This is a genomic window from Anaerolinea thermophila (assembly GCF_020723905.1).
Classification (GTDB): Bacteria; Chloroflexota; Anaerolineae; order Anaerolineales; family Anaerolineaceae; genus Anaerolinea; species Anaerolinea thermophila_A.
Genome location: NZ_DYHZ01000003.1, coordinates 247,197 through 266,546, shown reverse-complemented (window position 1 = coordinate 266,546; position 19,350 = coordinate 247,197). Strand labels below are relative to the sequence as shown.

General features: G+C 49.4%; 13 protein-coding genes. 10 read left to right on the top strand and 3 right to left on the bottom strand.

From position 1 onward, the window contains the following. Positions 1 to 5: 5 nt before the first annotated feature. Positions 6 to 1,118: an alanine racemase gene (gene alr / locus LHF31_RS05990; RefSeq protein WP_303773836.1), complete on the bottom strand. Its 1,113-nt coding sequence runs from the start codon at positions 1,116 to 1,118 to the stop codon at positions 6 to 8. 60 nt (positions 1,119 to 1,178) lie between these two features. On the opposite strand from alr, the gene tgt reads away from it, so the two are divergent. From tgt to LHF31_RS05970, 4 genes are read left to right on the top strand one after another with little or no spacing between them, the layout of a single operon-like run. Continuing rightward, the gene (tgt, locus tag LHF31_RS05985) at positions 1,179 to 2,318 is read left to right on the top strand and encodes a tRNA guanosine(34) transglycosylase Tgt (RefSeq protein WP_303773834.1); all 1,140 of its coding nucleotides are present in this window, start codon (positions 1,179 to 1,181) and stop codon (positions 2,316 to 2,318) included. Positions 2,319 to 2,320: 2 nt separating this feature from the next. Then, positions 2,321 to 3,139, top strand: coding sequence for an undecaprenyl-diphosphatase UppP (gene uppP / locus LHF31_RS05980; RefSeq protein WP_303773833.1), 819 nt, complete (start codon positions 2,321 to 2,323; stop codon positions 3,137 to 3,139). Positions 3,140 to 3,153: 14 nt separating this feature from the next. Then, positions 3,154 to 3,885, top strand: coding sequence for a hypothetical protein (locus LHF31_RS05975; protein WP_303773831.1), 732 nt, complete (start codon positions 3,154 to 3,156; stop codon positions 3,883 to 3,885). Further along, the gene (locus LHF31_RS05970; protein WP_303773830.1) at positions 3,882 to 4,115 is read left to right on the top strand and encodes a MoaD/ThiS family protein; all 234 of its coding nucleotides are present in this window, start codon (positions 3,882 to 3,884) and stop codon (positions 4,113 to 4,115) included. The genes LHF31_RS05975 and LHF31_RS05970 overlap by 4 nt, the downstream gene beginning before the upstream one ends. On the opposite strand, the gene LHF31_RS05965 is transcribed toward LHF31_RS05970, so the two are convergent. Next, on the bottom strand, positions 4,083 to 7,757 hold the full coding sequence (locus LHF31_RS05965; protein ID WP_303773828.1) for a hypothetical protein: 3,675 nt from the start codon (positions 7,755 to 7,757) through the stop codon (positions 4,083 to 4,085). The two genes, LHF31_RS05970 and LHF31_RS05965, sit on opposite strands and share 33 nt — an antisense overlap. A gap of 104 nt (positions 7,758 to 7,861) precedes the next feature. Between LHF31_RS05965 and glnA the strand changes: the two genes are divergently transcribed. The 6 genes from glnA to LHF31_RS05935 all read left to right on the top strand — a co-directional run bounded on the left by glnA (position 7,862) and on the right by LHF31_RS05935 (position 17,478). Further along, the gene (gene glnA / locus LHF31_RS05960) at positions 7,862 to 9,274 is read left to right on the top strand and encodes a type I glutamate--ammonia ligase (RefSeq protein ID WP_298006747.1); all 1,413 of its coding nucleotides are present in this window, start codon (positions 7,862 to 7,864) and stop codon (positions 9,272 to 9,274) included. Between the two features lie 109 nt (positions 9,275 to 9,383). Next, on the top strand, positions 9,384 to 10,055 hold the full coding sequence (rsmI, locus tag LHF31_RS05955; RefSeq protein WP_298006750.1) for a 16S rRNA (cytidine(1402)-2'-O)-methyltransferase: 672 nt from the start codon (positions 9,384 to 9,386) through the stop codon (positions 10,053 to 10,055). 72 nt (positions 10,056 to 10,127) lie between these two features. Continuing rightward, positions 10,128 to 11,324 (top strand): MFS transporter, encoded by a 1,197-nt coding sequence (locus LHF31_RS05950; RefSeq protein ID WP_298006753.1) that lies wholly within the window; start codon positions 10,128 to 10,130, stop codon positions 11,322 to 11,324. Positions 11,325 to 11,414: 90 nt separating this feature from the next. Continuing rightward, positions 11,415 to 12,428, top strand: coding sequence for an HAD-IA family hydrolase (locus LHF31_RS05945; RefSeq protein WP_363324769.1), 1,014 nt, complete (start codon positions 11,415 to 11,417; stop codon positions 12,426 to 12,428). Between the two features lie 45 nt (positions 12,429 to 12,473). Further along, entirely contained in the window at positions 12,474 to 13,961 is a 1,488-nt protein-coding gene (locus LHF31_RS05940; RefSeq protein ID WP_298006759.1) for a serine hydrolase, read from the top strand. A 52-nt stretch (positions 13,962 to 14,013) separates the two neighbouring features. Continuing rightward, the gene (locus LHF31_RS05935) at positions 14,014 to 17,478 is read left to right on the top strand and encodes a glycosyltransferase family 39 protein (protein ID WP_298006761.1); all 3,465 of its coding nucleotides are present in this window, start codon (positions 14,014 to 14,016) and stop codon (positions 17,476 to 17,478) included. 70 nt (positions 17,479 to 17,548) lie between these two features. Here LHF31_RS05935 and mutL read toward each other — a convergent pair whose 3' ends face one another. Next, entirely contained in the window at positions 17,549 to 19,312 is a 1,764-nt protein-coding gene (mutL, locus tag LHF31_RS05930) for a DNA mismatch repair endonuclease MutL (RefSeq protein ID WP_298006765.1), read from the bottom strand. Positions 19,313 to 19,350 lie beyond the last annotated feature (38 nt).

The window sequence follows — 19,350 nt, the reverse complement described above, 5'->3', positions numbered from 1 at the left end:
ATGCCTCAATCAATGTAAATCCGTGGCAGGCGGTTTGCCAATCCGCAAACGACTTCATAACTGATGGTTTCCCACTCACGGGCGCGTTCCTCGGCAGTGATTTCGTTTTCACCTTGCTGTCCAATCAGCACAACTTCATCGCCCATTTCGGCTTCGGGAATCTCATCCAGATTAACCATACACTGATCCATGCAAACGCTTCCGACTACCGGCACTTTTTTTCCTCTTATCAGCACCACGTTTCCCAGACGTCTGCGGAAACCGTCTGCATAGCCAACTGCGCAAACTCCTATCCTTTCTTCGGACCTTGTGTAATAACGATAGTTGTAACTGATACCGTGATTTGGTGGGAAAATCTTGACAGAGGTGAGTCTCGTTTTCCAGGTCAGCGCCGGGCGAAAACCCTCAGGCAAGGGAGCCCTGTTAGAGGGATTGAGCCCATAAACGGCTATTCCTGTGCGGACAAGGTTATATCGGGCGCGGGGAAAATACAATGCCCCTGCCGAATTTGCCGCATGTACCCATTTGGGTCGCAATCCAACTGACTCCAACCCCGAAAGCAAGGCATCAAATCGATTCAACTGCCAGTCTGTGGTTGTTTTTTGGGGATCATCGGCTTCTGCAAGGTGAGTAAACACCCCTTCAACCTGTAAACCGTCAAGGGTCTTCAACCAGCGCATCCATTCCACTCCTCCCTCTGGAGAAGCCCCTAACCTGCCCATGCCGGTATCAAATTTGGCATGCACGTACAATGGTTTCCCCACCGCTCTGGCTTGATCCGCATAGGCTTGCGCCACATGAGAATCGTAAACCGCAAGGCGAATGCCCGCCTGTGCTGCATCTCCAGCCCGCTCGGGAGGAGTGTACCCCAATACAATGGAATGGGCTTGAATCCCCGCCCGGTGGAGTTCCAGAGCCTCATCGATCCGGGCAACCCCAAGCCACTGGACACCTGCCTGAACTGCTGCTTTACTGGTCTCGATCAGACCGTGTCCGTAGGCATTGGCTTTCACCACAGCCATAATGGGAACACCGACTATTTGTTGCAACAAATGGATATTTTTCCGAATAACGTTGAGATCGATTTCAAGCCATGTGGTATGGTCTGTATGATCCATGCGCTGAAGTATACCAGAATTTGTCTGTCATCTACTGAGTTACGGTATAATTGACGCGCTATGGAATCCTTCGATTACGAATTAATGGCTACAGATGGAAATGCCCGTGCAGGGGTCTTTCATACCCCCCATGGCGACTTGCTCACGCCCATATTTGCTCCAGTCGGTACACAGGCTACGGTTAAAGCCGTTACCCCGGCACAACTGGAAGAACTGGATGCCTCGCTCGTCCTCGCCAATACCTATCATCTCTATCTGCGCCCCGGTGCTGATCTGGTGGCAGAGATGGGCGGACTACATGCCTTCATGCAATGGCATCGCCCCATGCTCACCGACTCAGGAGGTTTTCAGGTCTTTTCTCTTGCGGCTATGCGAAAAATTGATGAAGACGGGGTAACCTTCAAGAGTCACATCGACGGTTCGCTCCATCGCTTCACCCCTGAAAAATCCATCCAGATTCAGGAACTGTTGGGCGCAGATATCATTATGGCATTCGACGAATGCGCCCCACCCTATGATCGGGCTTACAACGAGCGGGCTCTTGAACGCACCCATGCCTGGGCAGAACGATGCCTGAAAGCCAAAACCCGTGCCGATCAAGCCCTGTTCGGTATCGTACAGGGCGGCGTTTTCCCGGATTTACGGGAACGCTCCGCCCAATTTATTGCCTCTCTAAACTTTCCCGGGCATGCCATTGGAGGACTTTCGGTTGGAGAAACAAAGGCCGAAATGCATGCCATGCTGGAAATTGTCAACGGCATTCTCCCAACGAATAAACCGCGCTATCTGATGGGAGTTGGGTCTCCAGAAGACTTGGTTGAAGGCATTGCCCGCGGCGTGGATATCTTCGACTGCGTTCTGCCCACGCGGCTGGCGCGCCATTCGGCAGCGATGACCTTTACCGGACGATTGAATCTGATGAACGCTGTCTTTGCACGGGATCCACGCCCCATCGATGAAACCTGCACCTGTTATACCTGCCGTACCTTCAGTCGGGCTTATCTCAGACATCTCATCGTTGCGAAAGAAATGCTGGCATCTACGCTGATTTCCATTCACAACATCCATACATTACTCACACTGGTACGGCGCGCAAGACAGGCCATTCTGGAAAAACGCTTCAACGATTTTCGCGAGGAGTTTCTTTCCAACTATCATCCTTGCGGGAAACACACCCGGAACCCAGAAGAAAGAGGATAATAATGAGCCTCTTTGAAGCCGTCATTCTTGGAATTGTTCAGGGACTGACCGAATTTCTTCCCATCTCGAGTTCAGCACACCTGGTCATTGTACCTGCATTATTCGGTTGGACTTTTGATCCCCAGGTGGTCTTTCCTTTTGATGTGATTGTTCAGGTTGGTACACTCGTAGCCGTTATTATATACTTTTGGAAAGATCTCAGGAAAATCCTCTTTGCCTGGTTTCGGGCTATTCAGCATCGTAACCTGTTTGAAACTCAGGATGCCCGACTGGGATGGTTTATTCTCCTGGCCACTCTGCCAGCCGGCATTGCAGGTGTGGCGATTAAGTCTCTGGTGGAATCGGCATTTCACAGCGTCAGCGCTACGGCTTTCTTTTTACTGGGAACTGCGGCACTGCTTTTTCTTGGGGAAGGACTGGGAAAGCACACCCGATCCCTCGCTCAGATGAGTGCCAGGGATGCAATCATCATGGGACTTTTTCAAGCCTTAGCCCTGTTCCCGGGTATTTCCCGATCGGGCGCGACCATCACTGGAGGATTATTACGCGGTCTGGATCGCTCTTCAGCGGCTCGATTTTCATTCCTCATGTCCATTCCTATTATGCTGGCGGCGGGCGGACTGGAAGGTCTTCACCTTTTGGGACAACCCGATCTATGGGCTTATACCCTACAACTTTTAACCGGATTCCTCACAGCGGTTGGAGTGGGATATGCTTCCATTCACTGGTTGTTGGGACACTTACAACGGCATAGTTTGAAAGGTTTTGCGTTGTATTGTTTCATCCTTGGTATGGGAGTTCTCCTCTGGCAGGTTTTTTAATCCTATTTTCAACCATGAACTACACAAAAGTGGTCTCAAAATTTTTAGCCATTCTGATTTTGGGATTCTTTACAGGATGCACTCCCGCCCCTCTTTCAAGAACCGCACCAGGTCCGGAATGGCTGTATATTCAAATTCCCGATTCTTTGCTTTCGCTTTCTAATGAATATAAATCCTGCACACCCTCAGGGACAGGGTTAGCCATTCTTTCTCCCTTCGATGCCGGCGAACCGCAAATCATTCTGCGTTGGGGAGATACCCAGACGGAAAATTACCATGCATACCAGATTGGGGAAGAGCAACTGGTACTGATTGTTAACCCGAATAATCCCATCGCCCATGTTCGTTATGAGGATATTCAAAAGGTGTATTTTGGAAAGATGCCTTCTCTTAATTGGGAGAGTCTTGGCGGCAGCAATCTTACCCTGACACTTGCCGGGTATCCGGTTGAAAGCGATATTACCCGCCGGTTCCTTCAAATGATTGATCAACAAAACCCAACCTTCTCACTAGAAATGGTAATCATCCCCTCCCCTCAGGAAATGCGAACTTTTATTGCAAATACCCCCGGCGGATTGGGAATGCTCCCGAAGCGGTGGGTTGATGATTCAATTCGCCCGTTATCGGTTGAGGGGCAAATCGGGACTGATAAATACCCCATCCTCGCTTTGACCCCGGCTGAGCCACAGGGCAAAACGCTGGAGTGGTTGCTTTGTATACAGGAACGACTGGCTGAAGTCCCATGAACTCAAACGAAAAACCTACCGTAATAATACGAATTCGCGGACAGGAACAAATAGTTCGGGGTGTTACAACAGTTGGAGAGGCTTTAGAAGCCCTTCAAATCCCCCCAGAATTATTTCTGGTGCTCAGAGAGGGAATCCTTCTGGATTTAAATACGCCACTCAATGATGGGGATGTGCTTCAGTTAATCGGTGTGATTTCAGGGGGTACCACCGAGCAGGCGATGGTTTAACTCTCGCACATCTTCGCTATATCGCTGAACTTCTTTGCGAAGTTTTTGAGGATCCTCTCCATACCGCATGCGCTGTGCCAAAAACTCGTATTCCTCGGTACCATCCAGAGGAAGGGTGACATCCCGGGCATTTCCTCGAACCATCCTCAGCGAATCAATGCACCAGCGCAGAAAAGTATGGGCTTTTCTTAGACGGGTATATTCTTCCTCAGACAAGACTCCAAATTTCCGCAATGCGGCCATTGCCTCTCGGGTATTGGTCTGACGAACTTCAGGATATTGTGCGCCATAGCGCATCTGCAATCCTTGCACCAGATATTCAATATCCACCAGTCCACCCTGACTGTATTTCAAATTAAAAGTGCCTCCCTTGACCAGATGACGAATCTGACGCTCACGCATAGCGCGCATGGCGGTCACATCAAAGCCTTCTCCATGATAAACGAACTCATCCCGCATCTGGCACACCACATTGCCTAACCGCTCATCTCCAGCCACGTGGCGCATTTTAACCAAAGCCTGGCGTTCATATGCCCATGCCGGTCCTGAGGGAGAAAAGTACCGTCGAAACGCATCCAGCGAAACCGCCAGGTTTCCCGCCTTGCCATAGGGACGCAGCCGTAAATCCACTTCAAATATGCCCTCTCTACGACTGCGCATGGCTTTGACAAAGTATTCAACCAGTTTTTCGTAAAATTCGGCGGATGAAATAACTTTTGGTCCAGTAGTCTGTCCGTTTCCTTCATAAACAAACATTAATTCAATGTCTGAAGCAAAACCCAGTTCTTTTCCGCCAAATTTTCCCAAGCCCAAAACTGTCATCTGGCAGATTCTGCCATCATCCAGCAATGGAGTGCCATAAACACTGCGCAAATCCTCATGGCAAAGGTGAAATGTCACATTGGTGACCACTTCTGCAAGATCCGTCAATTCAGCGGCAAAATCCCAAAACTCGCGGGTGTGTCCAAGGATATGTCGCATGTCAATTCGGAACATCTCGCGATCCCGCCAGGCATTCAAAGCCTCGATCCAGGGGGCATTTTCATTGGGCTCTTGTGCACCATGATGCAAAGTATCCAGAATGGCGCCAATTTCCTTCTGCAGCATCTCGCGGGATTTTGCTGAACTGAGCGCCTGGACATCCGTTACAACCGGGAAGAGGTTGGCATATTGAATACGCAGGAAATCATCCCACAGAAAATCACTCACCCCCAACACATGAGCCAGCGCTTGAAGGACTTCAGGACGCTCCACAGAGGCAATTTCATCCATCCAGTTGGGACGACGAAGCAGTTGATCCATAAAATCACGGAAGTGGATGAGCGCATTTTCAGGATTGGGGGAAAATGGGAGTAAATGGGTAAAATGCTTGATGAGTACTGTCGCTGCGCGTAATTCACGCAACTTTTCAGCATCCGTGATCTTATTGCCATTCATATCCGTAACGTAGAGAACGTCTCGCACCCGATTCTGGACGGTTTCAATTTGTACCCGGTCAATATATACGCCGGTAATTGCCAGTGCATTGGTCAATTCATAGAGAAATCCTACGGTATCCTGAGATTGAATGTGCAAAACCGTTAAGTGATCACTGGATTCATTATCCACAGCAATTTCCAACGGGTAGAGTGGTGGCGCCTGAACTAGCGTTTCAGGTTTCCGCACCCGGTTTGCCACCCTTCGTGTTAACTCCCCCATCACTTCGCGCCGCTCTCCAGAGCGCATTTTTATCAAATACGTGGTTAATTCAGCAGAAAACAGATCCCAGGCAGAAGGATTTACTCTGATTTCTTCCACTGGCTGAACGGTAAAGACGTCCACAATTTTTCGTCTCAGGTCATGTGTACCCGGCGATATGCTCGAATTTTTCAAGGCTTCATAGGTAAAGGCATCACCACTGAGAATGTTCCAGCCATGGACAAATAACAATCCTGTGATCACCGAGAACAATCCAGGAGCGTCGAGCGCTACGATGGTGACCTGCCATAAATCCCCCTCGATTGGATGGGCTTCCACCCGACAGGGAATCTTCTCACTTAACAAGCGTGCCAGACGAGCATGCCGGGTAATCTCAGCCTCTGTGTAGGTTTCCCGGTATGAAATCGTCATCCGGTTCAGATGTTGAGAGAGTTCCCCCTTCTCTCCGTTATTATCACCCTGAACAGGGCTGGTGGTTAAGTTTGTGCTCATATGTCCATTCCCCACATATTTCAAAAACACAGATCGAATGGCTTTACGATGCTGCTCATACCGCTCCAGAAAGACCTGTTCTGGTTGTTGTCCATCGTATCCCAGGCGTCTTGCCAGTTTTCGCAAAGCCTCAGGATGATTGGGCAGGCTGTGCGTCTGGCGGTAGTGCATCATTTGCAGATAGTGTTCGACAGTGCGCAGGAAAATGTAGCCTTCGGTGAGGATACGATATTCGTCCGAATCAATCAATCCAGACGCTCCCAGACGCACCAATCCTTCAAGCGTGTTACCGGTTAAGATTTCTGGCAAGGTGTTGCCGTATGCTAACTGGAGGAACTGTAAGGTAAACTCAACATCTCGAACTGAACCTTCCCCCAGTTTAACCTCTCCCCATAACTGATCTTTTTGTTTTAACTCTGCTTCAGTGCGCTGTTTCATTGAGAAAACACTTGCACGCACTTCCTCAATCCCGTTAGAGAAAATGGTTTGATAGACCCCTTCAGTAAATTTTTTCCTGATCTCAGCGTTACCGGAAATCACCCGGGCTTTCAAAAGGGCTTGCTTTTCCCAGGGACGGGCATGTTTTTTTAAGTAGGACAGATATCCCTCCGTAGTGGAAATCAATGGACCTACCCGTCCCCATGGACGCAAACGCATATCCACCCGATAAAGGAATCCCTCTTCTGTCACCCGTGAGAGAGCATCAATAAGACGCTCCCCTAAACGCTGAAGCCTTTCCAGATCTTCTGAATCGGTAAGAAAGAGCAAATCAATGTCTGAAGAATAATTGAGTTCTCCCCCGCCTAATTTTCCCAAAGCAACAATGGCAAGCCGGTCCGAAGGAACGTCAAACTCCTGAGTTATCAGGTGCAAGGATACCCGTATCAGGGCTTCAGCCAGTGTACTCAACTGACGGGTCACTGCAGGAAGGTCGTAGAGATCCAGTAAATCGCACAGTCCAATGCGCAACAACTCTGCGGACTGGTAACGGCGTAACCCATTCATCCACAGGAAAGAATCTTGCTGATCGTTTTTTATCCATGTAAGGGCTTCTGTGTAAAACTGTTCCACTGATTTCGGGCGCGCCATCCGCCGGTAAGAAGGCATGTGGAAAATCAATTCAGGATTACGTAGCAAAATTTCGGATAAAAATTGACTCCGCGAAAAGAGGATAACCAGAATCTCAATGATGCGAGGATTTCTGGAAAGATAGGGCCACACCTTTTCTGGGTATCGTTCATTGACCAGACGTTCGAAATATGCCAGAACGCGCTCTGAATCTTCCTGTTCTCCCAACGCTCTTAGCAAATATGGAAGGATACTCTCATCTACCGTAAATCGCTTGAGGGACTCGGCAATCCGAAAAAAAGAGGATTGAGCCGTTGAGGAAAGCCCATATTCCTCCAACAGGTAAGAAAGGGGAAAAGCATTTTCCAGCATTGGCTGTATCATAATCCTCATTATACTTGAGACAAAATTACCCCTTCGGGTAGTCTTTTCTTTCTCCGGGATGAATACAATCAAACCAATCTCGTTTGCATTTGATGGAGGTTTTCATGACTACAGTCACTGACGTAATGAAGATGAAAGAAAAAGTACAGATGGTGGACTTGCGGTTCACCGATATGCCCGGCACCTGGCAACATTTCTCCATTCCAGCCACACAACTGGAAGAATCGCTTTTTGAAGATGGAATTGGTTTTGACGGTTCATCCATTCGCGGATTCAAAGAAATTCATGAATCCGACATGCTGTTGATTCCCGATCCAACTACTGCCTTTATTGACCCTGTACTGGAAGTGCCCACACTGGTGATTATCTGCGATGTTTACGACCCAATCACCCGCCAGCCTTACTCGAGAGATCCACGCCACATCGCTAAAAAGGCAGAAGCCTTTCTCAAACAGACAGGAATTGCCACCACCAGTTACTGGGGACCTGAACCCGAATTTTTCCTGTTCAACGATGTCCGCTATGGCAGTAACACCAACTCTTCGTTTTACTATATCGATTCCGTGGAAGGCTGGTGGAAGTCAGGAGAGGATTTAAAACCCAATCTGGGCGCGCAAATTCCGCCCAAACGTGGGTACTTCCCTGTTCCACCCGCAGATACTCAACAGGACGTACGTTCCAAAATTGTCCTGGCGTTAATGTCAGCAGGCATCACCGTGGAAGTTCATCACCACGAAGTAGCCACTGCCGGGCAGGCAGAAATCGATATGCGCTTCGATACCCTCTTGCGCATGGCTGATAATGTGATGGTGTTCAAGTACATCGTCAAGAACGTTGCCCGCCAGAATGGTTTAACGGCAACTTTTATGCCTAAACCGCTCTTTGGGGATAACGGATCCGGCATGCACGTTCATCAATCCTTATGGAACGGCTCGGCAAATATTTTCTACGATCCATCCGGGTATGCCTCCCTTTCTGATGTCGCAAAATTCTATATTGGTGGCTTACTCAAACACGCCCCGGCTTTGTTAGCCATTGTTGCGCCAACTACCAACTCGTACCGCCGGCTTGTGCCAGGATACGAAGCACCGGTCAATCTGGCATACTCTCAGCGCAATCGCTCGGCTATCTGTCGCATTCCGGTATATAGCAAGAGCCCCAAAGCCAAGCGAATCGAGTTCCGCGCGCCTGATCCTGCCGCAAACCCGTACCTCACCTTTGCAGCCTTGCTGATGGCAGGACTGGACGGCATTCAGAACCGCATCGACCCGGGCGAACCTGCCGACAAAGATCTGTACGAACTGCCCCCAGAGGAAGCCAAACTCATCAAACAGGTTCCTGGCTCACTGGATGCAGTGTTGAAAGCCCTTGAAGAAGATCATGAATTCCTTCTGCGTGGCGACGTGTTCACCACCGATTTCCTCGAGGCATATATTGCCTACAAATATGAAAACGAAGTGGACCCCGTACGCATGAGACCGCATCCATATGAATTTACTCTGTACTACGATGCGTAAGTCCCCTGCATAAGGCGACCTTTTGAAGGGCTGTCCGATCTGCGGGCAGCCCTTTTGCATGAGTAGGATAATCTCTAATATGATCAATCTTTGATGTTATGATTAAGGTATGACAGCGAAAAAAGGACATCTCTATGTGGTTGCCACCCCCATTGGTAATCCAAAAGATATCACTTTACGGGCAGTAGAAGTCTTACATAACGTCCATGCGATCATTTGTGAAGAGCACCGCATTGGTAGTACCCTTCTCAAGAAATTAGGCATTCAAAAAGAAATCATCGTTCTGAATGAGCACAATGAAGCCGAAAAAGCCCCTGATGTTGCCCAGCGTATCTTAATGGGTGAATCCATGGCGTTAATCTCTGATTGTGGAACGCCTGTATTTGCTGACCCGGGTGCTCATTTAATTGCTCTTTTGAGTGAATGGGAAGTACCCGTTTCCCCCATTCCAGGACCATCTTCCCTGATGGCGGCTCTCTCCATCCTTGACTTTCGTCTGGAACGCTTTTATTTTGCGGGGTTCCTCCCCCGAGAAAAAACAGAAAGACGCAATGTCTTGCGTGGTTTGCGCAACTTGAGAGTGCCTGTCGTAATCATGGATACCCCATACCGCTTGATGCAGGTACTGGATGATGTGGCTTCGGTCTTTGGAGGGAACTGTCGTATCACCTTATGTTTGGATTTAACCCTGCCGGGAGAAACCATCCTGAGGGGAAAGATAGACGAGGTACGTCATAAAATTAAAGAGAAAAAAAGCGAATTTATCCTGATCATCCACTGATTCAAATGCTTTCATCTGAAAATTTTCTATATACCTGACAAAGCCTATCCAACATCTTAACGAGGTACCCAGATGAAATCTTCTCGCTCTTTTCGTTTTGCCTTGTTTGCGCTGATCTACTTCGCTGAGGGTGCCATCTTAAGTTACTTCACCGCACTCAATGGTATCTACCTGCTTTCCTTTGATGTGAGTATGACACAGGTAGGACTGATTGGTCTCATTGCCCTCATTCCCTTTGTTCTGAAAATCTTTCTGGGCTTAATCAGCGATCGGTTCAATCTGTTTCATCTGGGGCACCGAAAACCGTATATCCTGATCGGGCTGTTGACACAGTTTCTTTGTCTTCTTTTGGTGCCATACATTCATCCCGGCAGGCAATTTGCCCTTTTTGCCTTTCTGGCATTTCTGTTGATGGCCGGTCAAGCCCTGTACGATACCAGCACAGATGGTTTAGCCCTGGATACCACCTCACCAGAAGAGGAAGGTACGGTTCAGGGAATCATGGTAGGAGGGCGAGCGCTGGGCGTGGTGTTGATTTCGAGCGTCATCGGGTGGGTTGCCCAGCATGCCTCATGGACATGGATGTTCTATCTTCTCGCGCTCCTCACGTTAATTCCCCTGCCTCTGGTGCTTTTGCTCCATGAGAGCGAGCGCACAGCTCAACAACGATTTACGTGGAAGGGCTTTTCTGCCTTCAAATCCAGCGAGGTGATAGCACTGGGGATACTGGGGGCACTCTATTCAATGATCATCAATGCTGCCAATCAAATCGTAAATCCTTTCTTACAGCAGACTTTTCAAATCAGCGTCAGTTTTGCTGGATTTACCACCACCATCTGGGGAATCGGTGTCATCCTGGGAGGGGTATTGGGAGGTATCTTTACTGACCGGTTAGGTCAATCTCGCTCAGTGGTAATTGCCATTCTACTCTCGCTGGTGAGTATTTTGGGGTTAAGCCTGACCCCTGATGCCATGCTTGCCCTTGTACTGGTCTTGGTGTTTGGCTTCGCTTTCGGATTCTACGAAACCGTTTATTTTGCCACCTCCATGCGAGTAACCGATTTGCGAATTGCAGCAACGATGTTTGCTATCCTGATGGGCATCGCCAATCTTGGCACAGGCATTGGACTCGCATTGTCTGGATCTATGGTAGATTGGATCGGGTTCCGATATACCTTCGCTTTCTTTGCATTGCTAAATTTGCTGGCTTTTCCACTGTTATCTTTAGTCTTTCCAAATCGTGCACTGGAGAAAGCAGAAACTCATTAACCTCACCCCTATATTTTTTAATAAGAGAGAGGCTACGACTTGAATCCAAACGGCATCACTACTCTGGTTTTTGACTGGGGAAATACCTTAATGAAAGTTGACCCTCGCTTTTCCGGTCCAATGATGTTTTGGGACGAAGTCCGGGCAATGCCCGGCGCAGCAGAGACGCTTTTCTCCTTACAGGCTGATTTTAAACTGGTGGTTGGCACCAATGCAGCAGATTCCAACGCCTTTCAGGTAGGAAAAGCCCTTGAAAGGGTCAATCTCAAAAAACCTTTTCAAGCCATTTTTACTGCACGGGAATTAGGGGCACGAAAACCAGACCTGGAATTTTTCCGACAGGTGGAAAGCGTACTGGGAGTCCACCCTGACCAGATTGTTATGGTGGGTGACAGATTTTCCGAAGACGTACTAGGAGCAAAACGAGCAGGGTGGAAAGCCATCTGGTTCAACCCTGAAGGTGAACCAGCACCCGGCTTGCTTCCCTTACAGGATGGAGAAATTCAACATTTCTCGAGGTTGTCTCATACACTTTCTTCGCTGTGCCTTCCAGATATCTCCATGTGTCAATCCTGGATGGCGGAATTTGGGTTGCCAATCGCCCTGCAAATTCACATGCAAATGGTAGCAACAATAGCCTATGTCATAGCAGTCTGGCTCCGCAATGCAGGTGAAACCATTGATCCAATTCTCGTTCATCGCAGTGGTTTGCTCCATGATCTGGCTAAAATGAAAACGTTAGGGAATGAACCCTCCTCGTCCTTGGGACATGCCGAGTTAGGAGCACGCATACTGGAAGACCGTGGATATCCCCGCATCGGTCAAGTGATTCGGACCCATGCGCTCCACTGTTTGAGTGATCTGGAAACATGGGAACAAAAACTGGTTTTTTATGCCGACAAACTGGTCGAGGGGAATCGAGTGGTCCCTCTTAAGGAACGCATTAAAGCCCTCCAACAACGCTATCCCGGTGAAGCGGAACGAATCGGCTCGTTGAAATCAGGATTGTATGAACTTCAAGACGATCTATTGAAACGGGTTGGCATGGAAGAAGAGCACTTCCTTACCAGAATCAAAACCTCCCTGTCTTCCAACCCCGTATAACATCAATTCATTTCGCTCTTATATTTCTCTGGTAAAATCCGCAGTATGCGTAACCGCAACTCGTTTCTTCTTATTCGCTGGATCTCGATTGCGCTCATCTTCCTTTCTGTGATTCTTACTGTGACGCAACTGGTTCGGTACAGTCGAATCCGTGCTACCTTTTTACCGGGACAAATCATCGCCGGGGTTCCTGTGGGTGGACTTACTCCACAGCAGGCAGCAGAGCGCCTATTAACGGTATATACAGCCACTCCGGTTGAGGTTCGTTACCGCGACGCCGTATTTCAAATCAAACCTTCTACGGTTGATTTTCGCTTGAACCTGGAAGCCATGATGACTGCTGCTGACCTGGAACGGCTCCAACAACCGTTCTGGCCCGGTTTCTGGGAGTTTCTCTGGAATCGATTACCCTCTCCTAAACCAGTTCCTCTGATTGCCACGCTTTCCGAAGAACGTTTGAGAACATTTCTTCAGGAAGAAATTGTAGCACGTTACGATGAACCTCCCCAACCCGCTATGCCCATGCCAGGGTCGGTAACCTTTCAGGCAGGGCAGGCAGGAACTGCTCTGGATGTAGACCGGGCAGTTGTGTTGCTCAGCGATGCCTTTCGTTCTCCAACTTCTCGACAGGTCAACCTGACCTTCAATCGAGTCAGTGCTCCACGCCCTTCGGTTGAGAACTTGAAAATTTTGCTTCAACAGATTGTGGAACTTTCCGGATTTAAGGGCACTCTCGAAATGTATGTGAATGACCTTCAAACTGGCGAGGAGATTCATTTCGCCTACAGTGAGGGAAAACTGGTACAACCCAATATTGCTTTCTCGGCTGCCAGCACCATAAAAATTCCCATTATGGTCTCAGCCATGATGCGTTCGCCAGAACCGGTTCCGGAAGACATTGCGGAGCAAATTTCGCTGATGATCGAATACTCTGAAAATGGTCCAGCGGACCGGCTCATGGAAATGCTTCTGGATCGCAATACCGGTCCTCTGATGGTAACCGCCGATATGCAAACCCTGGGTTTAGAAAACACTTTCCTCGCAGGATATTTCTACCCGGGCGCTCCTCTCCTGCAACGTTTCACAACCCCAGCTAACCAGCGCACAGATGTAACCACCGATCCAGACCTGTACAACCAGACTACCGCATCGGATATTGGCTCACTTCTGGAAGACATTTATATGTGTGCTGAGAAAAACGGTGGGACCTTTGCGGCACTGTTCCCGAACCAGTTGACTCAGACGAAATGCAAACAAATGGTCGCTTACCTGCTGAAAAACCGTAATGGAGTGCTTTTAGAAGCCGGTATCCCTGAAGGTACACAAATTGCTCATAAGCATGGCTGGACAATTGAAACAGATAATCTGATGCACTCGGTGTCCGATGCCGGCATTGTCTATACACCCGGCGGTAATTTTGTGATTGCTTTATACATGTACGATCCCGTGCAATTGCTCTGGGAACCTGCCAACCGGGTAGTTGCAGACCTTGCCAGAGCCATATACAATTACTTCAATCTGCCAACTTCATAAAAAACACGGAGAAATTCCGCATTCAATTCTGAATCGCAGAATGGAATCGCCCATGAATCAAACAAATTCCTCTCAACACTGGCTGGATCGCCCTCTTTTTTCCCCGTCCAACCCCATCCGGGTAGAAACCATTTTCATCACGCTAATCCTTCTCCTGACCATTCTCAGCCGATTTGTAATGCTAGGCGAGCGGGTCATGAGTCATGATGAAGTGAATCATGTCTGGCCCTCCCATGATCTGTTTATGGGTCGCGGCTATGCGCATAACCCGGTTACTCATGGACCTTTCCAGTTTCACATCGTGGCATTCACCTATTTTTTGTTTGGTGATAACGACTTTACCTCCCGTGTACCCGCAGCGTTGTTCAGCACGGCTGCGGTAGCGTTTGTCCTATTTGGATTCCGCCGCTATCTGGGCAGGACTGGCGCATTAATTGCCGGGTTGTTGTTCCTGATTTCTCCATACATGATGTATTACGGTCGCTATACCCGTAATGAAGGCTTTATTGAACTGTACGGCGTGGTCATGCTGTACGCCGTGCTTCGTCACATGGATAAAGGAGATAAACTCTCCCTCTACCTGCTGACAGCCAGTATTGTGATGCACTTTGTTACAAAGGAAACGGCCTACATTTACGTTGCCCAGTTGCTGGTGTTTTTACTTTTGCTCTTCCTGGCTGAAATTTTCCGCGCCGAGGGCGAACATCTCCGCCGTTCCACCACCATTCTGGCTTTATTTGGAGTTGCCTTATTCCTCATTTTCCTGGCTATCGGGTATGGTGTATTGACAGCTAAACCAGCCACCGCCAGCAGTGCAGGACCCACACCAGCCAGCACGAAGGTCGCCGTTGAACTGGCGCTGGTACTGGGCGCCTTGATCAGCGGTGGAGCCGGTCTGGCATTTCTGATCCAGGACCTTGGCTGGAATCAATTGAAACAATTGCGTTCTTTCAATCTGCTTCTGCTCACTGGCACTTTGATACTCCCCCAATTGACCGCTTTTCCAGTCAAAATGCTGGGCGGTGATCCACTGGACTACACATCGGCAAGTGGCAGGCTCATGACAGGTGGATTCCTGATCTTCCTGTTTCTTCTCTCCGCAGGATTGGGTATTCTCTGGAATTGGAAACTCTGGCTGAAGAACGCCTTTTTGTTTTACGCTGTGTACATCTTCTTCTATACTACCATGTTCACCTATACCAACGGGTTCTTCAGCGGTATTGTAGGTAGTTTAGGATACTGGCTTAGCCAACAGGGAGAAAATCGTGGAACCCAGCCAATCTATTATTTTGCTCTGGTGCAATTGCCAGTTTACGAGTATCTGGGAATCCTTGGAACGATTTTAGCGGTTTACTTTGCGGCTAAGTATAAAAAATTTGCCCACAGACCTGGCATAAGCCCGGCAGAAGAACCTGCTGACAGCCTGATTTCCCGAAAAGAAGAGGAAATTGCCAGCCAGGCATCCAATGATAAGGAAATTTCCAGGTTGGTAGAACAAGAGACCACACCTGAAATCCCCAGCCCATTCAGTCTGACTACATTTTACGAAAAGGCTCAACCTCTGCCGGTGCTGTTGTTCCTTGTGTATTGGGGAATTACCAGTCTGATTGCTTTCAGCATTGCCGGCGAAAAAATGCCATGGCTCACCGTGCATATCACGCTGGGCTTTTTACTTGCCGGAGGCTGGGGGATCGGGTACCTGATTGATACCACCAGATGGAAAGATGTCCTTCGCCCGGAGGGCTGGATTGGACTTGCAATCCTGCCAGTGTTTCTGACCAGCACTTCTATGGCATTGGGGAGTGTTCTGGGAAGCAATCCGCCCTTTGCAGGAAATTCCCTGACGCAGTTGCAGGCTACCGGTCAATTCCTGCTCTCCACCATTACGGCACTGGCTACACTGGCAGGTATTATCTATGTATTTCGCAACTGGGAAACCCGCCAGGTACTTCGACTGGGTACCCTGACCGTTTTTGCCATCCTTACCATCCTCACCGCCCGCGCCGCTTACCGGGCCTCTTTTATCAATTACGATTACCCCACCGAATATCTGGTTTACGCCCACGCCGCACCGGGTCCCAAACAGGTGTTGAAACAGGTTGAAGAAATTTCTCAGCGCCTGACCAAGGGACGCAACCTGGTAGTGGCTTATTCAGGAGATGCCAATTATCCCTTCATCTGGTACCTGCGTTACTATCCCAATGCCCGCGCTTTTGGCTCTCAACCGACACGCGACTTGCGGGAAGCCGCTGTAATCATCGCTGGAGAAGACGTTTTCAATAAGATTGATCCGGTTGTTGGGGATAACTATATTCAATTTGAATATATGCGGTTGTGGTGGCCCATGGAAGACTATAAAAATCTGACCTGGGAGAGAATTCGCAACGCCATCACCTCTGCGGATTATCGGGCAGCGCTATGGGATATCTGGTTGAATCGGGATTATCGAAAGTATGCCCAGTTGACCAACCGAACAGATTTAACCCTCGAAAACTGGTCACCTGCGGCAAGAATGCGCCTGTACATCCGCAAGGATGTAATTGGAAAGATGTGGGAGTATGGAATTCCCCCTCAAGCCATTGAAGAAACCACGCCAGAAGACCCCTATCAGGCAGGGATGATCAATCTCACCCCTGATCGTGTGATCGGCGCCAGTGGGACAAACCCCGGCGAATTCCAGGCTCCGCGAGGAATGGCAATCGCACCTGACGGCACATTGTATGTGGCTGACTCGCGCAATCACCGCATTCAGCACTTCTCTGCAGACGGAACCCTGCTGCATCAGTGGGGCACCTTTGCAGACCAGTCTCAGGGTGATGCCCCTGGAGGAACCTTCAATGAACCGTGGGATGTGGCCGTAGGGCTGGATGGGACTGTGTTCGTAACCGACACCTGGAATCACCGCATTCAAGCCTTTACTCCGGATGGTACATTCCTGCGCATGTGGGGATATTTCGGACAGGCAGAGACCCCCGATGCATTCTGGGGACCACGTGGCTTAGCCATTGATCAGCGGGGACGGGTGTATGTCACAGATACCGGAAACAAACGTGTAGCCATATTCGAACCGAATGGGACTTTTGTGGCTCAATTTGGCACTGCCGGATTGGATATCGGACAATTTGACGAACCTGTTGGAATTGCCATTGACAGGGACGGACTGGTGTACATTGCAGATACGTGGAATCAAAGGGTGCAGGTGTTTGTCCCAGATGCTTCAGGAACCGTTTTTACCCCCATTCGGCAGTGGGAAATCGTCGGATGGTATGGGCAATCTTTAGAGAATAAACCTTTCCTGAAGGTTTCTCCGGTGAACGGTCATGTCTTTGTAACTGACCCAGAGGGATATCGAGTGCTGGAATTCAATTCCGATGGTCGTTTTGTGCGCGGCTGGGGATATTACAGCACCAATTACGATGGGTTTGGCCTGGCGTCAGGCATAGCCATCGATGCCGAGGGAAAAGTCTGGGTCAGTGATGGAGCAAATAACCGTCTTTTACGCTTCACCCTGCCCTGACAAAAAAGCCTGAACACCAAACATGCGGAGGCTTCAGATACCCTCCGCATGTTTGGTTAAGGCACCCAACCTATCGAGAGCCCTTGCGACCAAATTGACGTTCTAACAAATCAGCCGAGAGATGAATCATCGTAGGACGTCCATGCGGACAGGTACGCGGAGATTGACAGGCTTCCAAATCATGGAGCAGGGCACGCTGTTCTTCTGGAGATAACACCTGTCCGGCTTTAACCGCAGTACGTTTGCAAATTCGAGCAATCAGTCGGGCTTCCACTTCCGATTGAAGGGGTGTTTCGTCTTCCTCAAAGTCTTCCACCACAGCACGAACAGCCGACACTGGATCGGCTCCGGCAAGGATCACAGGAATCGCAGTCACCCGGAAGGTAGCAGGTCCAAATGGCTCAATCTGGAAACCAATGCGGTTCAGAGTTTCCAACTCGTTTTCCAACAGCCTCGCCTGAGCAGGAGAAAGATGAACCAGTACTGGCTCTAACAAAGTCTGTGCCGGAATGCCATCTGGTTTTCTCTGGAGAAATCGCTCAAACAGAACACGCTCATGAGCCGCATGCTGATCAATAAGATACAAACCATCTGGACCTTCTGCAACCAGGTATGCCATAGCCACCTGTCCAACCAGACGCAACAATGGCAACATCCCAGATGGAAGGGGTGACTGGACGTGATGCGATGGGTTTTCCAGGACAGAAGACTCCGGTTCTTCAGCCGTTGTCTCAGAAGAAAACCACGTGCCCTGTGCCTGACGAGACATTTCCCAGGCAGGATCAATTGTGGATTGTCCAGTCACTGGTCGTTGCCAGACTGAAGGTGGAACAACCGACGGTACAGGATTGGCAGTCAACAATGCTCTCCGAACAGCACGAGAGACGGCACTGAACACTCGATCGGGATTTCGAAAACGGACTTCGGCTTTGGTCGGATGAACGTTGACATCCACCTCTTCAGGATGAAGGGAAACGAAGAGGATTGCCATCGGATATCGCCCAACCATGAGCATGGTGTGATAGGCTTGAAGCAGAGCAGTATTGAGGGCTGTATCCTGCACCCAGCGTCCGTTAACAAAAAAAGTGATCTCTTTCCGATTGGAACGAGTTAATCCCACCGGGCTGGTAAAGCCGGATACTGATACCATATCGTCCTCGTATTCAACCTCCAGCATCTGGCGGGAAATATCTATGTCATACATCTGCGCCAGCACTTCCCTGCGGTGTCCGTTGCCCGCCGTTTGGAAAACGGGGGTTCCATCATGGAATAATTGAAAACGAACATGAGGATAAGCCAGAGCATACCGCGTAACCAGCGCATCAATTTGTTGTCGTTCTGTCTGATCACGCTTCAAGAACTTCAAACGGGCGGGCACGTTAAAAAACAGGTCCTCTACGCGCACCAGAGTGCCCACAGGGGCTCCCACCATTTCCACAGCACCCACTTTCCCGCCATCTACTCGAATCCGGGCGGCTGTAGTTTGTTGCGGCGGTCGGGAAACCAGCGAAAAGTGCGAAACGGACGCAATCGAAGCCAAGGCTTCCCCGCGAAACCCCAGTGTGGCAATTTGGAATAAATCTTCAGCAGTTTGGAGTTTACTGGTGGCATGACGCATCACCGCCAGCGCCAGTTCCTCTTGAGGAATGCCGTTGCCGTCATCTGACACTTCAATCAACCGACGTCCTGCACTTTCCACCCGAACAACGATCTGATGAGCCTGAGCATCCAGAGCATTCTCAATCAATTCTTTGACTACAGAGGCAGGACGTTCTACCACCTCGCCGGCAGCGATCTGGGACGCTACTTCTTCTGGTAAGATATGGATGGGCATGCTGTGGATTATACATTAATCTAACTCTCTCATCCCAT

Bases quoted from the DNA above. Each gene is read 5' to 3' on its own strand.
- alr (WP_303773836.1), bottom strand. From the start codon at position 1,118: ATGGATCATACAGACCATACCACATGGCTTGAAATCGATCTCAACGTT.
- tgt (WP_303773834.1), top strand. From the start codon at position 1,179: ATGGAATCCTTCGATTACGAATTAATGGCTACAGATGGAAATGCCCGT.
- uppP (WP_303773833.1), top strand. From the start codon at position 2,321: ATGAGCCTCTTTGAAGCCGTCATTCTTGGAATTGTTCAGGGACTGACC.
- LHF31_RS05975 (WP_303773831.1), top strand. From the start codon at position 3,154: ATGAACTACACAAAAGTGGTCTCAAAATTTTTAGCCATTCTGATTTTG.
- LHF31_RS05970 (WP_303773830.1), top strand. From the start codon at position 3,882: ATGAACTCAAACGAAAAACCTACCGTAATAATACGAATTCGCGGACAG.
- LHF31_RS05965 (WP_303773828.1), bottom strand. From the start codon at position 7,757: ATGATACAGCCAATGCTGGAAAATGCTTTTCCCCTTTCTTACCTGTTG.
- glnA (WP_298006747.1), top strand. From the start codon at position 7,862: ATGACTACAGTCACTGACGTAATGAAGATGAAAGAAAAAGTACAGATG.
- rsmI (WP_298006750.1), top strand. From the start codon at position 9,384: ATGACAGCGAAAAAAGGACATCTCTATGTGGTTGCCACCCCCATTGGT.
- LHF31_RS05950 (WP_298006753.1), top strand. From the start codon at position 10,128: ATGAAATCTTCTCGCTCTTTTCGTTTTGCCTTGTTTGCGCTGATCTAC.
- LHF31_RS05945 (WP_363324769.1), top strand. From the start codon at position 11,415: ATGAAAGTTGACCCTCGCTTTTCCGGTCCAATGATGTTTTGGGACGAA.
- LHF31_RS05940 (WP_298006759.1), top strand. From the start codon at position 12,474: ATGCGTAACCGCAACTCGTTTCTTCTTATTCGCTGGATCTCGATTGCG.
- LHF31_RS05935 (WP_298006761.1), top strand. From the start codon at position 14,014: ATGAATCAAACAAATTCCTCTCAACACTGGCTGGATCGCCCTCTTTTT.
- mutL (WP_298006765.1), bottom strand. From the start codon at position 19,312: ATGCCCATCCATATCTTACCAGAAGAAGTAGCGTCCCAGATCGCTGCC.